This window comes from Roseibium aggregatum, assembly GCF_017309185.1.
GTDB classification, from domain to species: domain Bacteria; phylum Pseudomonadota; class Alphaproteobacteria; order Rhizobiales; family Stappiaceae; genus Roseibium; species Roseibium aggregatum_B.
On the sequence record NZ_JAEKJZ010000007.1, the window covers coordinates 209,404 to 226,092 of the forward strand.

The following is a 16,689-nucleotide window of genomic DNA, read 5'->3' on the forward strand; positions in this document are numbered from 1 at the left end:
TTATGTGTTCAACCTGTACCGATAGCCCGCATCTGATCCGCGCACCTTTCTCCCGAGAAGGACGCTGCAATCATGCCGGGCTCATCGGAGACCGGAGCCGCCCTAAGCGTACCGGTCTAGCCGCTTGTCTTTTTGCACCCTTCTAAACACTTGTCTAGTTCAACAAACGCCGCAGAACGCAAATGTCGCAGACAAAGCCGCAGTTACGCCATTGTTCGGCCTTTATTCCGGGACGGAACGCAAGACCGGAAATTCGCAATTTCCGGTCTTGCCGGCGCGCGGAGGATCAAGCCGCCTGAACCGACGACAAAAAGCCTCCCGACTGATGCTGCCAGAGCTGTGCGTAAAGGCCGGCCTTGTCGAGCAGTTCCTGGTGAGTGCCTTCCTCGATGATTCGCCCCTTGTCCATGACGATCAACCGGTCCATCGCCGCGATAGTCGACAGACGGTGCGCGATCGCGATCACCGTCTTGCCTTCCATGAGTTCGAACAGGCTTTCCTGAATGGCGGCTTCCACTTCGGAATCGAGGGCGGAGGTCGCCTCGTCCAGCGCAAGGATCGGTGCGTCCTTCAAAAGCACGCGCGCGATCGCGATCCTCTGGCGCTGGCCGCCGGACAGCTTGACACCCCGCTCTCCGACATGCGCGTCGAGGCCCTTGCGTCCTTCCATGTCGGACAGCCCCTGCACGAACTGAAGGGCATGGGCCTTGTCCAGCGCCAGCTCCACATCCTCCCGCGTTGCCCCGGGTTTGCCGTAGGCGACGTTTTCGAAGATGGAGCGATGCAGAAGCGAAGTATCCTGAGTCACCACGCCGACATTCGCCCGTATGTCGTCCTGCCGGACGCCGGAAATCTCCTGGCCGTCGATCAGTATCCGCCCGCCTTCGAGGTCGTAGAAGCGAAGCAGCAGATTGACGAGCGTGGATTTCCCCGCCCCGGATCTTCCGATCAGGCCGATCTTTTCCCCCGGCGCGACACTCAAGGTCAGATCGTCGATGACACCCGCCTTCTTGCCGTAGTGAAAGCGGATGCCCTCGAAACGGATCTCGCCGCGGCTGACGGTCAACGGTTTCGCATCGGGCGTGTCCGTGACCTCCCGCTCCCGGGAAATCGTGGCTATGCCGTCCTGAACGGTGCCGACGTTTTCAAAAAGTCCGGCCAGTTCCCACAGGATCCAGTGCGACATGCCCTGCAGACGCAGCACGATGGCGACAGCGATCGCGACATCGCCGATCGTGACCGCGCCGGCCTGCCACAGAAAGATCGACAGACCGCCGATCGACGACAGCAGAAGCATGTTGATGAAGACGAGCACCATATTGAGCACGGTCACCAGCCGCATCTGATGATGAACGGTGTTCAGGAACTGGGTCATAGACCCCTTGACGTGAGTCTCTTCCCGCTCCGCATGAGAAAACAGCTTGACCGTCGCGATATTGGTGTAGGCATCGACGACATGGCCGGTCATCAGGGACCGGGCGTCCGCCTGCTGCTTGGACACGTCCCGAAGCTTCGGGACGAAGATGCGGATCGTCGCCAGATAGGCCACGAACCAGATCAGAAAGGGAAGAGAGAGCCACAGATTGGCTCCTGCGACCACGAACAGCGCCGCTCCGAAATACGCGGTCACATAAACCATGATGTCGGCCAGGCGCGAGACGACCTCACGGACGCCAAGCGCGGTCTGCATCATCTTCGTGGCGATACGGCCGGCGAAATCGTTCTGATAGAACGAGACGCTCTGGCGGAGCAGATACCGGTGCACCCGCCAGCGGATGGACATGGGGTAGTTGCCCATCAGCCCCTGGTGAAAGAAAAGCTGCCAGACAAGTTCCAGCACGGGCCGCACCACCAGAAGAACGACCAGTATGAACACCAGCATCGGCCAGTTGTCGTTCAGGAAGGTGGACGGATCCGATTTCTCAAGCCAGGTGACGAGGTCGCCCAGGAAGGTGAAGATGTACACTTCCAGCAAGGCGACCAGCATCCCGAAAAAGGAGACACAGGCCACGATCGGCCAGACCGGCTTGGTGTAATACCAGCAAAAGGCCCAGAAGCCTTTCGGCGGAACGTCGAGTTCGGCTTTTTCAAACGGATCAGTCAGGTTTTCAAACCGGTCGAACATGTTTACCTCTCAGGCCCGATCAAACGTAACACGGCAGGGTGCCGCCTGGGGTCTTCCCAGGGAAGCGGCCGGCGATGCGGGCGGATGAATGAACCGGAAACGGACAGGACCGCTCCGGCGACAAAGCTGGTGACGGCCAGCGCCAGAATGAATGCGCCCCAGAAGAGCGACAGCAGGTCATCCGCGAACATGGCCGCGGAAACGTGCCGGCCTGCGATTTCCAGAGCATCGACCCGGCGCAATTTTGTAATCAGCACCGGCGCGTAAATGAGACCGGTGAGAGCGAAGGTGCCTCCCACGAACAGACACGCGGTGAGGAAGGTATTGCGGATACGCGGGAGCCGTCCGCGCCCCGGCGGCGGCATCTCGAAATCCGAACGCCGCCTCAAGGCCTCGGCGCCCGGCAAATAGTGGACCGACATCGGATTATCTCCGAAAAGAATGGAACGGTTGATGACGGCGGACATGCGCGAACGCACATGCAGCCGGACTACGGACGGCTTGAGCCGGTCATCATAAAGCTGGAATTGAAGAGTGGCCGGATAGGCCTCCTAATGGAGGCGGACAGCGGCCCAGACGCAACCGGTATGGAAGGCATGCGGGTGGATCATGCAAAGATCAATCATGTAAGCCCTCCTGGTTGCGTGGCGGCAGAGCCGCCGGAAGAATCGATGGAAGCCCGCGTTATCGCCCGGCTGACGATTTGGTAACCGGTTTTCCCTCTCTTGAAAAGTACCACTGTGCCCAATTGAAGCAGGTGTTCGTCAACTGTTGCCAATCGGACACAGCCTTTGCGTGTAACCGGGCATCGCACGACGAGCTTGAGCCATTGGACCGGACTTATTGAAGTTCCGGCTGCATGCCGAAACCTCGAACGTGAATTTCCGCCTCGCGCGGCGACATCTGCCCGCCAAGCGCTCTTCCCTGAACGCGGTCGCAACCGAAGTCCTTCAGGATCTCCACCTGGCCCGGCCGGTCGACACCGGCTGCAGAAACCTCGACGCCAAGCGAGCGGGCGAGATGAATGACGGATTGCACGACCTGTTTCTTGATCTCTTCGGTCTCCAGTCCCTCGGTCAGCTGATGACTCATTTTCAGGACATCCGCATTCATGTATATCAGCTGGCTACCGCCGCCATGACCGCTGCCGAACTTGTCCAGAGCGACCTGGAAGCCGCAAGCGGAAAGATGTTCAAGGGCCGCCTTCAGGCCGCTCGTCTCATTGAACCTGACGATTTTCTCCTCAAGTTCGACGATGACGTCCTGCGCGGCGAACCCTGCCTCATTGCACAGGGCCTTGAGCCGGTCCGGTGCGCCCTGTTCTTTCAGACTGGCCTCCGAAAGATTGACGGACAGCGTGAACGGGACACCCACTTCGTTGCGAAGACGCCCGACTTCCGCAAATCCGCGCTCCATCGCAAAACGCTCTATGGCTGCGATCCGCATCGTGTCTTCCTGGGAGGACAGCATCTCGATCGGATCGACCAGTCCCTCCGAGGGATGGAGCCAGTTGGCGGAGACTTCAAAGCCTGTGACCGCTTGCCGTTTGAAGCAGTATTCAGGCTCCATCATGAGAGAGAGGTTGCCCTGCTCGAGATCCTGGTCCAGGCGCGCCATGACCATGCGCCGATGCCGGTGCGCGGCGCCAACAAGGTCCGTATACCATGCGATCTGGCCGCGCCCGGCCTTCTTGGCTTCGTATAGAGCGATATCCGCTCGGTTGATGGCTTCGGATGCGCTCGCCTTCCGTCCGTCCACCAGCAGCAATCCGATGCTTGCGGAAACCCGGATCGCCTGGCGGTCCACCATGACCGGCTTTTCAAGACCCGCAAGGACCCTCCGCGCGGCAGCTTCGAGTTCCACCTCCCCGCGCGGTTCCGGCAAAACGGCCAGAAACTCGTCGCCGCCGATCCGGGCGACAAGCCCTTTGTCTCCCAGGGTTGCCTTCAGAACCTGAGCCGTGTTCCGCAACACGGCATCTCCCGCGCCGTGGCCGTGCGTATCGTTGATTTCCTTGAAATGGTCGAGGTCGAAATGGATGATCCCGAATGGCCCGCCGTCGTTCTCCGAAGCTGCGATACGCTCCTGAAGATAGGACTCAAACCTGCCCCTGTTGGCGACACCCGTCAGGTCGTCGTGCTCCGCCTGGTGCTTCAGCCTGTTTCGAGCCTCTTCCAGGTCCTTCATATGCTCGACCTGGCTGGTCACATCCCTGCAGATGAGGATTATCTTGGCGTCGTCAAGCGAATTTCCTTCGACAACCGCGAAGGTGAGCTGGTTCCAGAACAGTTCGCCGTTCTTTCGGCGATTCAAGATGAGTTCCTCGGACCCGGACGCAACCTTCTCGAGATCGTATCTGAACGCCTGCACCTCATCGGCCGGCATCTTGTTTTCAGGCGGCAGAATGAACTCCTGGGGACGCCTGCCACGGATTTCTTCCGCGGAGTAGCCCGTAATGCGCGAGTAAGCGGGGTTCGACCATTGAATCAACCCATACACGTCTTGCATCACAAGACCCTCATGGGCGTGTTCGACAACGAGCCGTAAAATCGCTGCGTCGTTTCCGAACTCGAAACCGGGTTCGTTCGGGACCGGTCGCGGCATGCGGCCGCGCGCCAGAAAACCTTGAGAGACGAGGGCAATCACGGCTCCCAAGAAGAATATCAAGACATACATTGGCCCACCGGCCAGGAATCCAGCCATTTTCCGATTTCTGTCAGGGCTTTTAACCCAAACGATCCCGCTTGCAAAAACGTCAAATATTTCTAAGCACGAAAATTAGATTTAAGAATATTGGTATTATTACCAGCACTCTTGCAGGATCGACTGCGGAAGGCCGGAATAAAGCTTACGCAGCCCGGATACTTTGCAAAAACTGCCGCACCTGCGACTGCAGCGAACTGGACAATTGTCCAAGCTCAGCCGAAGCGTTCTGCATTTCCACGGTTGCCGAACGGCTCGAATCCATCGCTTCGTTCAACGTGTGGATATTGCTGGAGACCTGCTCGGAGCTGGAGCGCGCCGTCAGGGCGTTGCTGCCGATTTCCTGGGTCGCCATGGTCTCCACCTCGACGGCTTCCCGGATTTTACCGGATATCTCGCTGACCCTGCCGATGGTCTCGACGATGGAACGGATCGCCGTTTCAGAAAGCTCCGCGACCTCGCGAACCGAGGCCACCTGGGCGGAAATGTCTTCCGTCGCCTTGGTGGTCTGCTCGGCCAGCACCTTGACCTCGTTGGCGACAACCGCGAAACCGCGGCCGGCTTCTCCCGCACGGGCCGCTTCGATGGTCGCATTCAGGGCCAGAAGGTTCGTCTGGCTCGCAATCTGGCTGATGAGCTCGACGATCTCGCCGATGGCCCGGCCGGTTTCACCCAGACGTCCGACGATTTCATCGGTCTTGCGGGCTTCTTCGACCGCGATACCCGCAATGCTGGTCGCCTCGTCGACATCTTCGCGAACGCGGGCCAGGGAGCTCGAAAGCCGTTCGGACGAGTTAGTCACGACCTCCACCGACGCGGAAGCTTCCGTGGCCGCCTGCCGGACCTCCTGTACCGCCTGATAGGACGACGACATGGCCAGATTGAGCTGGCTGGAATTGTCCTCGACGCTGCCGGTGGCCCGGGTCAGGCTGGAAACGACCCCGATGACCGATTTTTCGAAATCGTCCGCTACATCGTGCAGCAAAGCCTTGCGCTCGTCGCTGAGTTCCTGCTGATGCACAAGATCCAGACTGGCCTGCTCCTTCGCCTTTTCAGCCAAATTGGCCCGGAACTCCGTTACGGCGCGGGCAATGGCACCGATTTCGTCGGTCCGCTCCGCCCCTTCGATTTCCACGTCGAGATCGCCTGCGGACAGCTGTTCAAGGCCTCTCTGCAATCGGCCCAGGGGCTTGGCAAGCCCGATCGCGAGATAAAGAGCAACCGCCAGGAAAGCCAACCCGACGGGAGACACCACCAGGGCAATGGTCACCATCTGATCCAGAATGAGGCTGTCGATCTTGTGCGCCACATCGCCGGATAGAAACTGCCGGGCGCCTTCCACCCTGCCAAGTTGTTCCATGAAAGCTTGCCGGAAGGTCCAGAACGCGAAAGCCGTTCCGAGCATCATGATGGCTGCAGCCGTCATTACCATGACGACAAACCTGCCCTTGATCGAAAGCGTCACAATTAACCCCGATAATCATTCCGATGGGCGCCGTTCCGGGGCGACCCCCGCAAACAGCCGCTAAGTTCCGGAAAATAACGCCGTTTGCGTAAAAAAAACGGTAACGGACGATCTTAGGGAAAATACTTAAATACGGTCTGCGCAGGCGGCAGCGCCCGCGGCGCTCGTTCGCGTCGGTATTTTCTCACTACTGCGAAAAGGCGATCAGCTGGCGCGTCAGCAGATAGCCTGCTGCAGCCGAAAAACCCGACAGCACCGTTCCCCAGGCCACATCCACGGCCACGACCTCTGCCGGCCAGCCTTTGAGGGTCGCGTAATTTGTGACGTCGTAGGTCGCATAGGTAAAGAACCCGAAAAGCGCGCCATAGACGACCGCGATCCAGACGCTTTCCGACTTCAGGGCCGGGGCCACCGCGAACACCACGATGCCGACGACGTAAAGGATGTAGAAGAGCCCGGCCGCCGCCAGGTTGGGCTTGTCCATCAGCAAATGACCGATGCGGTCGAAATAAAACCGGGTCGCGACCCGTGTCAGCCAGACATAGTCGACAGCCAGGAACACCAGCGCCGTCGTGAAATAGGCGGTTACAAGCTTAGCCATTTGATCCTCGGCAGCCAAACGACTTCTTTACGGACGGCCCGCTCGCACGGATCACAAGACCGCCGGTTCCAGAAAACCGCCCGACTGCCGTTTCCAGAGCTGCGCGTAAAGCCCATCGTCCTCGGCCAGCAGAGCGTCATGTGTCCCCTGTTGAACGATGCTGCCCTTGTCCATGACGATCAACCGGTCCATTGCGGCAATGGTCGACAGCCGGTGCGCGATCGCGATCACGGTCTTGCCGGTCATCAATTGCTGCAGGTTGTCCTGAATGGCGGCCTCCACTTCCGAATCCAGCGCCGAGGTCGCTTCATCGAGCACAAGGATCGGTGCGTTTTTCAACAGAACCCGCGCAATCGCGATACGCTGGCGCTGACCGCCCGACAATTTCACTCCGCGCTCTCCGGCAAAGGCATCGAAGCCCTTGCGGCCTCGCTTGTCCTCGAGTGTCTCGATAAAGGACAGCGCATGCGCCTTGCGCGCCGCCTCCAGAAGTTCGTCCTCACTGGCCGCCATGCGGCCATAGAGAATATTCTCGCGGATGGAACGGTGCAGCAGCGACGTGTCCTGGGTTACCATGCCCACGGCACGGCGCAGGGACTCCTGCGTGACCTCGCGCACATCCTGTCCGTCCACGAGGACACGCCCGGCCTCGACGTCGAAGAACCGCAACAGCAGGCTGACAAGCGTGGTCTTGCCAGCCCCCGACCGGCCAACAAGGCCGACCCGTTCGCCCGGTGCAATCGAAAGGTTCAGATGATCGATTACCCCGCCGGCCTTGCCGTAGTGAAAGCGGACGTTCTCGAACGTCACCGCCCCCCGGCGTACGGCAAGATCGCGCGCCTGCGGCCGGTCGCTCAGCAGAACGGGCTTCACGACCGTCTCCATACTGTCCTGCAGCGAACCGAAATTGCGGAACAAGCCGTTGAGCTGATTGAAAAGACGGTTGAGCAGAACGTTGAGCCTGAGAACCAGGCTCAGGGCAAAGGCCACATGCCCAGCGCTGATGCCGCCATCCTGCCACGCCCTAAGGGCAACAGCGGATATCACGACGATCATGACGCCGTTGAGGAGGCTCATTATCATGCGGATGGACGTCAGCAGCCGCGTGAAGATCCGTAACTTGCCGATGAAGGCCTCTACCGCGTTCCGCGCGCCGCGACTTTCCTCCCGCGCCGAACCGAACAGTTTCACCGATTGAATATTGGTATAGGTGTCCACCAGCCGGCCGGTCACGCCCGAGTAACTGTTGGCGACCTCCTTGGAGGCCTCACGGATGCGGGGAACGAAGATCCAGGCGGTCAGCCCGAAACAGACAAGCCAGATTGCGACAATGGCTCCGAGCCGGAAATCCAGATCGGCGATCAGGACCAGGGTCGTTATGGAATAGACCACGATGAACCAGGCCACCTGAAGCAGGCTGACCATGAAATCCCCGGCAGACATGCCGGATTGCATGACCTTCTGCGTCAGACGCCCCGCCAGATCGTCCTGGAAGTAGCTCAGGCTTTGTTTCATGACCCGTTCGTGGCATTGCCAGCGGACCAGATTGAAGAAACCGGGGACCACCGCCTGCTCTTCCAGAAGAGCCATCAGACTGGTGACGATAAAGCGCACCGCCAGAACGACGAAAGCCATGCCCAGAAGCGTGACTGCGTGGTCCGAGAAGAAAGTGGCCCGTCCGTCCTCATCGAGCAGGTCGACGATGGCGCCCAGAAAATTGAAAATCGTTATTTCGAGAACCGCCGAAGCTCCGCCGAGCACCAGCATCGCCGCAAAGGGCCAGCGCACCTGCCTTACGAAATAAAGCAGAGCCGCGGCGCCACCGCGCGGCATGTCCTTTTCAGGCGGTTCGCGGAAGGGGTCGATCCAGGTTTCGAACAGGCGGAAGAGAGGGGACACCGGGAGGCTCCAGAAAGGAGAATGGCAATTCGGACTTACCCTACATATCTGGAGCAGGTGGAGAGCCAAACAATTTCCTTTTCCTCCGTTCTGGCGATGCAACATGACATCGGCGCCTGACGCTGCTATGCAGCGCCGCCCAGGCAAAGAGCGAGGAAACCATGCCGGACATTGCCCTTTACCAGCCGGACATCCCGCAAAACACGGGAACGATCCTGCGTCTTGCCGCCTGCATGGGGGTCAGGGTGCATCTGATCGAACCGGCCGGTTTTCCGGTGTCCGACAGCGCCTTGAAGCGGGCGGGCATGGATTACCTGGAACGGGCTGCGCTGATGCGCCACATGTCCTTTGCGGATTTCGAGACCTGGCGCGCAGCGCAAGGACTGCGGCTCCTGCTCATGACCACGAAGTCCGCGGCGCCCTACACGGAATTTTCCTTCCAGGCAAACGACATCCTCCTCATGGGGCGCGAGAGTTCGGGCGTCCCCGAAAGCGTTCACGACCTTGCGAATGCCCGCCTGACCATCCCCATGGCCGAAGGCATGCGGTCGCTGAACGTCGCCGTGTCCACCGGCATGGTGCTGGGGGAAGCCTTGCGACAGACGGGGACATTTCCTAAAAGCCAATGCTGATCCGCGATCTCCCGGAAAGCCCCTGAGCAACGATTCGAGACCGAGCCCATGACAGCACCTTCTTCTCCCCAACAAAGAGGCGGCCCGGTACCCGAGGGTATCGAAGACAAGAAAGCGGCGGCCACTGCCTGGTTCCGCGACCTGCGCGACCGGATCTGCGCCGCGTTCGAGGATCTGGAAACCGAAATCGCTGCCCTGTCCGGCCCCCTCGCCGACCGGCCTGCGGGCAGGTTCGAGCAAACGCCCTGGGAGCGAACCGACAGCACCGGTGCCAAGGGCGGCGGCGGTGTCATGTCCATGATGCACGGTCGCGTCTTCGAGAAGGTCGGTGTGCATGTCTCGACCGTTCACGGCGAGTTCTCGCCCGAGTTCCGCGATCAGATCCCCGGTGCCAGCGAAGACCCGAGCTTCTGGGCCTCCGGCATCAGTCTGATCGCCCATATGCACAACCCGCATGTCCCGGCCGTTCACATGAACACCCGAATGGTTGTGACCACCCGGCAGTGGTTCGGCGGCGGCGCCGATCTGACCCCCGTTCTCGACGCCAGGCGGACCCAGGAAGACCCTGATAGCGAAGCCTTCCACAGCGCCATGCGGCAGGCCTGCGAGGCCCATGAGGTCGCCGACTACGCGGCTTACAAGGCCTGGTGCGACGAGTACTTTTTCCTCAAGCACCGCAATGAGCCGCGCGGCATCGGCGGCATCTTTTACGATTACCTCAACAGCGGCGACTGGGATGCGGATTTCGCCTTCACCAGGGACGTCGGACTGGCTTTCCTGAACGTCTATCCGCTGCTCGTGCGAAGAAATTTCGAAAAGAGCTGGAGCGAGGCGGAACGGGAGGAACAGCTGATCCGACGGGGCCGCTACGTGGAATACAATCTGCTCTACGACCGGGGAACGATCTTCGGGCTGAAGACCGGAGGCAACGTCGCCTCGATCCTGTCCTCCATGCCGCCGGTTGTGAAATGGCCCTGAGAGCCCGGGGCGGCGTCAGGCCGCGGAAGACTTGCGGCTGACCTGACCGAACTGCCGGTTCAGCAGCATCGCCGCGAATTCGTCCAGCAGCGACTGGTCGAGCTTCGCGCCGAGGTCCTTCATCGTCTTGATTGCATCGCGCGCCGAAAGGCCGGGCTTATAGGCCCGGTCCTCCGTGAGGGCGACATAGATGTCGCAGATCGTGATCACGCGGACCTTGTCGGAAATCCTGCCGCCCTTCAGGCCGTCGGGATATCCGGACCCGTCGAGATATTCGTGATGCTGAATCGCCATTTTCTTGATGTCGACGGGAACGTCGAGCTGCGGCTTGAGGATCTCGCGGCCGAACTCGGGATGCCGGTCGATCATTGCGCGTTCTTCCGCGGTCAGCCGCTCGGCCTTGTCGAGAATGGTCAGCGGAATGCGCGCCTTGCCGATATCGTGGATCAGCCCGCCGGCGATGACCTGCCGGCAAACCGCGTCGCTCCAGCCAAGGTGCTTGGCGAACGCTCCGGCAAGTCCGGCGACCGCCAGGGAGTGGCTGTATGTGGCACTGTGATGCGCGTTGACCGCCTGCAACCAGGGAGAAAGACCGTTGAGCGACAGCGCGGTGAAAACATCCGACGCGCTTTTTTCCATCTGGGCTGTCTGGATACCCTTGCCCTGGACCGCCGAAAGCCACATGCCTTCCAGGAAGGCAATGCCCTTGACGAAGGCCTGTCCGGTCTCCGTGGGCAGGTTCTTCGGCAGATTGGTCTCCTCCTGCCCCCCCACAAGCTCCTGGATGGTCTTGAGCATCAGGGCCAGCGGCGTGCCTCGATCCAGCACCGTGGTTCTGCCGAGAGCGGCAGCCTGAATGTTTTCCCTGCGGTCGGATTTCGCCACCAGACAGATAACGGGAATTTGCGCGATGCTTTCCCACGACGTTCTCAAGGCGCTCAGCCCCGCATCGGTGCTTTCGAGCAGTTCAATGATCGCGATGCGCGCATCGCCGACGGTGTTGGAAGAGACCTTGGACATGTCGACCAGCCGGGCCGGGAAAAAAAACGGCAGTTTTCTGACCGGAGATTCGATCGGAAGAGGTCCGTCCGAGATCAGAACAATTTCCATTCCATGCCTCACCCAACTTCGCACGCCTTACGGGTGCGGATTCTTGAAAACGTAACCTTACGGAAAACGCAATTCAGAGTGCCGGGGTTTTCTTTAAAAACTGCTAAAATTCACAAGCAACCCGTGCCAGCAACTCTTCTTTTTTCAACGTAAACCCGCTGTGGCGCCAGGTGTCTTCCAGCAGGCTTAACTGGCCGCCAAGCGCGGGGCCTGGAGGATGGCCGAGAGCGATCAGATCGGCTCCCTTCACCGGGAAGACCGGAACCGGCCCGCTGCGCAAAACAGGCAGCAGCCGGGCCAGGGCATCCGCCTCGGCGGAGTCCTGGGCGCTGCGCATGGACCAGACCGCAAGCAGCCCGTCGAGCGCGCCCTGCCGTCCGAATTCGTACAAAAACGCTGAAGCGGCGGGAAGGTCTTCAGCCTGTTTCAGTCTTTTTGCCGCGGACCAGGCGGTCATCATGCGCTTGCGTTCCGCGTTCGACAGGCGGAAGCGGTCGCAGACCCTGTCGAGATCCTCGTGCACGAAGCCGGCCAGGACAACGAGCCCGAGCTCCGGATCCCGGGTTTCCGGCGCCAGATCGTCCAGCTTGCGCAATGCCTCGTAGTCCTCGATGCGGGCAAGACCGCCGGCGGCGATCTCCCACAAGCCGCTGTCGTTCATCACGCGCAGGGCCGCCGCTGCCAGGGGCGCCTGCAACAGCCGGCGCATTTCGTGGCCGATCCTCTCCGCCGACAGATGCCGGAGCCCGTCCCGCTGACGCCTGCATGCGCCGAGACCATCCGGGTCCATGTCACCCCGGCCATAGGCCGCAAAGATCCTGAAGAAGCGGAGAATCCTCAGGTAATCCTCCCGCAGGCGGGTGTCAGGGTCGCCGATGAAGCGGACGCGCCGCTCAAGGCAGTCGTCCAATCCTCCCAGCGGATCGTGAAGCTCGCCGTTCCGATCCACATAGAGTGCATTCAAGGTGAAGTCGCGACGCTCCGCGTCCCTTTTCCAGTCCCGGCCGAAAACGACCCTGGCCTGACGCCCGAAGGTTTCGACGTCTTCCCTGAGCGTGGTGACTTCATAGGGAAATCCGCCGCTGACAACAGTCACCGTACCATGATCGATCCCGGTTCCGATCGGCTTGAGCCCGGCTTCCGCCGTACGCTTCATGACTTCTTGAGGCAGCGCGGTCGTGGCGATGTCGATGTCCGGCACCGGATGTCCCAGCAGTGTGTTGCGCACCGCCCCGCCCACGACGCGAGCCGTGTCCCCCCCCTGCTCCACGGCTGAAAACACCGCCTGTATGCCGGGAGCGTGCAGCCATTCGGCGTTCCGAAGCCTTTGTTGTGCCGTTTCTATCGCCATTTTACCCGAACTATTCGAACCGGCCGGGAACGAACACGCCATCGCGTATTTCCGACGGCCTGTAGCTCTTTTCCACGTCGCTGCGGCCGACCGTGGCCATGATCACCATCCCGGCGATCACCAGCGAAAGACCCGCAAGCGTCAGCCAGGCGAGAGGTCCCTTCGTCCACATGTCCGCCTGTTTGCGGTGCGCACTCAGCCAGAGAAAGAGCCCGTATCCCAGAAACGGCAGGAGGAACAGGAAAAGTTGGGCAAGAAAGACACGCAGCATCAGCGGTAGACCGTTTCATAAAGGGAGCGGATAATCCCGGCGGTAACGCCCCAGATGTAGCGCTTGCCGAAGGGCATGGCATAGAAATAGCGGCGCTTGCCCTGCCAGTCCCGGCTCAGCTTCCGGTGATTGGCCGGGTCCATAAGGAACCGCAGGGGCACTTCGAAGACCTCCTCGACTTCTTCCGGGTTGGGCTTGAACGCCGGCGCGGCATGGATGAGGCCCACCACCGGAACGACCCGGTAACCGGAACCTGTCAGGTAAGGCGCAAGATTGCCCAGCGGTTCCACCCGGGCGGGTGGCAGCCCGATTTCCTCGTCCGCTTCCCGCAGGGCGGCTGCGATCGGATCCGCATCCGTCGGATCGACCTTTCCGCCCGGAAAGGCGATCTGTCCCGCATGCGAATTAAGATGCGCGGTCCTTTGCGTCAGCACCACCTTCGGATCATCGGGTTCGGCCGTGAGGCCGATCAGGACAGCCGCGTCCCGAGGCGGGCCATCCCAGCGGGCGTAGGGCGGCAGATCCGGATTGAGCACATGATCTCCGGTCTCCCGGTCCGCGTCGTGGCGGGCAGCCGTGTCGAGGCGCGCCGATATCCATTCCGGCCAGTCGGTGGCTGTAAAAGCGTCAGTCATGAAAGAAGCGGTCTTTGGAGAATCTCATCCCGTCCCTTGCGTTCAATTCCTTATGGCTCCGCGCCCGCGAGGAGATCCGGATCCACCTCGAAAAACCGACCCTTGCTCCAAACTCCCATGTCCACACCAGTTGGTGCTTCCCGTTCCTCCATCAAGTCGGCCAACTGATACATGAGCGCCCGGGTGAAAAGCGCTTCCAGACGGCCCCGCACGTGAACATAGGGTTTCAAACCGCCGCTGTCCGGTTCTTTTTCGAACCTGAGCGGGTGCTCCGGTCCGATTGCCACAAGATCACCGAGATTTGTCCGCACCGTCAGCACCTGGGTTTCGAGCTTTCCCTCGACCGCCATTTCGACAGCCAGGAGCGGGGCGTCTTCGACCGTGATGCCGATTTTTTCCACCGGGGTCACGAGATAGTGACGGCCGTCCGCATCCTTGCGCAGGACCGAGGCGAACAACTTGACGAGCGCCTCCCGGCCGATCGGCGAACCGAGGTAGAACCAGGTACCGTCTCGGGCGATCCTTATATCGAGATCGCCGCAAAACGGCGGATCCCATTTCTCCACCGGAGGCGGTGGCCTGTCCCTGGAATCCGCCCGTCCGATCAGCGCCCGGAGCCCCTCCGGCATCGTGCTGGCCATGTCTTGAGTTTCCTTCGTCATCGCCGCGTTACCGCTCCCTGCTTATCGTATCGGAGGACACCGCGACAATTGACAATTCCGCACGCCATGTCACCGCCCCCCGGCCGGCACGGTTACCGGCGGGCTGAAGCTTTTCCCCAGCGCAGGGCAAGAATCTTGGACCTTTCCACTGTATGGCGCACATTTGCGCCTTATCTACGAATTTATATGGTGTCAGACTGCCTGAGTCGCAGCAACCAGAGTTCAATGCGCTATAGTGCCATCCAGGACCGGAAGGCCGAACTCCAGCTACGGGAAAGGTGATACATGAGCGTTATTTCTCCCTCCAGCCCCTCCGAGGAAGATCTTGCCGCGATTGCGGAAAGCGCCGAGCGCGCCGTTGACCGGATCAAGGAGGCCAGAGCCGATATCGCACGTATTATTTTCGGCCAGGAGACCGTCGTTGAACAGACGCTCGTGACCATACTGGCGGGCGGACACGGCCTGCTGGTCGGGGTTCCCGGGCTTGCCAAGACCAAGCTCGTCGAAACGCTCGGAACCGTTCTCGGCCTCGACGCGCGACGGATCCAGTTCACTCCCGACCTCATGCCTTCCGACATTCTCGGTGCCGAAGTTATGGAACAAGGGGCCGACGGCAACCGCTCCTTCCGGTTTATCCCCGGTCCGGTCTTTTCGCAGTTGCTGATGGCCGATGAGATCAACCGCGCCAGCCCGCGCACGCAGTCCGCGCTTCTGCAGGCCATGCAGGAATATCATGTGACCGTCGCCGGCCATCCGCACGACCTGCCCCGCCCCTTCCACGTGCTTGCGACCCAGAACCCGCTGGAGCAGGAGGGCACCTATCCGCTGCCCGAGGCCCAGCTCGACCGTTTCCTGATGCAGATCGACGTTCACTATCCGGACCTGGAAGCCGAGCGGCGCATCCTGCTTGAAACGACCGGCGCGGATCAGGCTGAGGCCCAGACCGCCATGAGTGCCGAGGAGTTGATGGAATACCAGCAGCTCGTCCGCAGAATGCCGGTGGGCGAATCCGTTGTCGAAGCCATCCTGAAGCTCGTGCGCTCGGCCCGTCCCGAAGACGGCGTTGACGCCTCCGACGTCCGGAACCTGATCGCCTGGGGGCCTGGCCCGCGCGCCAGTCAGGCGCTGATGCTGACCGTCCGGGCCCGCGCTTTTGTGGACGGCAGGCTGGCACCGTCGATCGACGACGTGCTGGCGCTTGCCGAACCCATTCTGCAACACCGCATGGCCTTGACTTTCGCAGCCCGTGCGGACGGTCACACGGTCCGTGACGTGATCAGCCGGGTGAAGGAAACGATCGCCTGACCCTGACGCCTTCGGGAGCCTGAGCGCATGGACATGCACGACACGAAAGCCGGCTTTGATCAAAAGACCTGGCCCAATGTTATCGGCGAGGCCCGGTCGGTTGCGGACGCGCTGCCGGACCTGCTGGTGGAAGCGAGCCATGTCGCCAGTTCGATCATCGCCGGCTGGCACGGACGGCGCCGGGCGGGTCCGGGCGAGAGTTTCTGGCAGTTCCGGCCATTCCACATGGGCGAACCGGCCAAACGCATCGACTGGCGCCGCTCCGCCCGCGATGACCATCTTTATGTCCGCGAGCGGGAATGGGAAGCCGCCCACACGGTCTGGCTCTGGGCCGATCTCTCCTCGTCCATGGTCTTCCAATCGCGCCTGGCCGGCGTCAGCAAGCGGGACCGCTCGATCGTGCTGATGCTGGCACTCGCCGACATGCTTGCGGAAACCGGCGAACGTATCGGGCTCCCCGGCCTGACACGCCCCTTCTCCGACCGTCGCGCCGCCGAACGGCTCGCCGATGCCCTGACCCATTTGTCCAAACCGATTGCCCTGCCGGACACCATGTCGGTGAAGCGCTTTGCCGATATCGTCCTGATTTCGGACTTCCTCGATCCCCTTGAAGACATTGCCGCCTGGATTGGGCGGGTCGCGGGCACCGGTGCGCGCGGCCACGTCGTCCAGGTCCTTGACCCGATCGAAGAGACATTTCCCTTCGACGGCCGGGTCGAGTTCACCGACCCCGAAAAAGGGTTCCGCCTGACGGCGGGCCGGGCGGAAACCTGGCGCGAGGACTACAAAAACAAGCTTGAGGCCCACCGGGCGGAAATCAGGGATATGGCGCGCAAGGCCGGTTGGACCTATGTTCTACACCATACCGACCGGCCCGCGTCGGAGCCGCTGTTGGTGCTGCACAGCGCGTTGTCCGGTGCGCTGGACGTGATGCAGAAAGGAGGCGTTTGAG

Annotated in this window: 15 protein-coding genes; 4 read left to right on the forward strand and 11 right to left on the reverse strand. The window is 61.1% G+C overall.

Annotation, left to right across the window (positions count from 1 at the left end; all coding sequences use genetic code 11):
• Nucleotides 1–286: 286 nt before the first annotated feature.
• The 6 genes from JF539_RS25100 to JF539_RS25125 all read right to left on the reverse strand — a co-directional run bounded on the left by JF539_RS25100 (nt 287) and on the right by JF539_RS25125 (nt 8,727).
• Complete coding sequence (locus JF539_RS25100) at nt 287–2,125, reverse strand: ABC transporter ATP-binding protein (protein ID WP_207143667.1); 1,839 nt, start codon at nt 2,123–2,125, stop codon at nt 287–289.
• Nucleotides 2,126–2,127: 2 nt separating this feature from the next.
• Nucleotides 2,128–2,547, reverse strand: coding sequence for a hypothetical protein (locus JF539_RS25105; protein ID WP_207143670.1), 420 nt, complete (start codon nt 2,545–2,547; stop codon nt 2,128–2,130).
• Between the two features lie 418 nt (nt 2,548–2,965).
• Nucleotides 2,966–4,828, reverse strand: a complete 1,863-nt coding sequence (locus JF539_RS25110; protein ID WP_207143673.1) for a putative bifunctional diguanylate cyclase/phosphodiesterase — start codon at nt 4,826–4,828, stop codon at nt 2,966–2,968.
• Between the two features lie 145 nt (nt 4,829–4,973).
• A complete protein-coding gene (locus JF539_RS25115; protein WP_209017587.1) occupies nt 4,974–6,293 on the reverse strand; it encodes a methyl-accepting chemotaxis protein in 1,320 nt (439 codons plus the stop codon).
• Nucleotides 6,294–6,480: 187 nt separating this feature from the next.
• Nucleotides 6,481–6,894 carry a DUF2177 family protein gene (locus JF539_RS25120; protein WP_207143675.1) on the reverse strand — a complete coding sequence of 138 codons (414 nt, stop codon included), beginning with the start codon at nt 6,892–6,894 and terminating at the stop codon, nt 6,481–6,483.
• Nucleotides 6,895–6,945: 51 nt separating this feature from the next.
• The gene (locus JF539_RS25125; protein ID WP_236042671.1) at nt 6,946–8,727 is read right to left on the reverse strand and encodes an ABC transporter ATP-binding protein; all 1,782 of its coding nucleotides are present in this window, start codon (nt 8,725–8,727) and stop codon (nt 6,946–6,948) included.
• A 227-nt stretch (nt 8,728–8,954) separates the two neighbouring features.
• Here JF539_RS25125 and JF539_RS25130 point away from each other — a divergent pair, with 227 nt between their 5' ends.
• A complete protein-coding gene (locus JF539_RS25130) occupies nt 8,955–9,425 on the forward strand; it encodes a tRNA (cytidine(34)-2'-O)-methyltransferase (RefSeq protein WP_207143680.1) in 471 nt (156 codons plus the stop codon).
• Between the two features lie 48 nt (nt 9,426–9,473).
• Complete coding sequence (gene hemF, locus JF539_RS25135; RefSeq protein WP_207143683.1) at nt 9,474–10,403, forward strand: oxygen-dependent coproporphyrinogen oxidase; 930 nt, start codon at nt 9,474–9,476, stop codon at nt 10,401–10,403.
• 15 nt (nt 10,404–10,418) lie between these two features.
• Here the strand turns inward: hemF and JF539_RS25140 are convergent, their stop codons facing one another.
• The 5 genes from JF539_RS25140 to JF539_RS25160 form a co-directional block, all read right to left on the reverse strand.
• A complete protein-coding gene (locus tag JF539_RS25140) occupies nt 10,419–11,513 on the reverse strand; it encodes an HD-GYP domain-containing protein (protein ID WP_207143686.1) in 1,095 nt (364 codons plus the stop codon).
• Between the two features lie 103 nt (nt 11,514–11,616).
• The gene (locus JF539_RS25145) at nt 11,617–12,864 is read right to left on the reverse strand and encodes a CCA tRNA nucleotidyltransferase (protein ID WP_207143690.1); all 1,248 of its coding nucleotides are present in this window, start codon (nt 12,862–12,864) and stop codon (nt 11,617–11,619) included.
• Between the two features lie 10 nt (nt 12,865–12,874).
• Nucleotides 12,875–13,135, reverse strand: a complete 261-nt coding sequence (locus JF539_RS25150) for a DUF6111 family protein (RefSeq protein ID WP_207143692.1) — start codon at nt 13,133–13,135, stop codon at nt 12,875–12,877.
• Nucleotides 13,135–13,770, reverse strand: coding sequence for a CoA pyrophosphatase (locus tag JF539_RS25155; RefSeq protein ID WP_207143695.1), 636 nt, complete (start codon nt 13,768–13,770; stop codon nt 13,135–13,137). Before JF539_RS25155 ends, JF539_RS25150 begins: the two co-directional genes overlap by 1 nt.
• A gap of 50 nt (nt 13,771–13,820) precedes the next feature.
• Nucleotides 13,821–14,411 carry a DUF1285 domain-containing protein gene (locus JF539_RS25160; RefSeq protein WP_419247702.1) on the reverse strand — a complete coding sequence of 197 codons (591 nt, stop codon included), beginning with the start codon at nt 14,409–14,411 and terminating at the stop codon, nt 13,821–13,823.
• A gap of 306 nt (nt 14,412–14,717) precedes the next feature.
• Between JF539_RS25160 and JF539_RS25165 the strand changes: the two genes are divergently transcribed.
• Nucleotides 14,718–15,737: an AAA family ATPase gene (locus JF539_RS25165; protein ID WP_207143701.1), complete on the forward strand. Its 1,020-nt coding sequence runs from the start codon at nt 14,718–14,720 to the stop codon at nt 15,735–15,737.
• Nucleotides 15,738–15,770: 33 nt separating this feature from the next.
• Nucleotides 15,771–16,688 carry a DUF58 domain-containing protein gene (locus tag JF539_RS25170; RefSeq protein WP_207143921.1) on the forward strand — a complete coding sequence of 306 codons (918 nt, stop codon included), beginning with the start codon at nt 15,771–15,773 and terminating at the stop codon, nt 16,686–16,688.
• Nucleotide 16,689 lies beyond the last annotated feature (1 nt).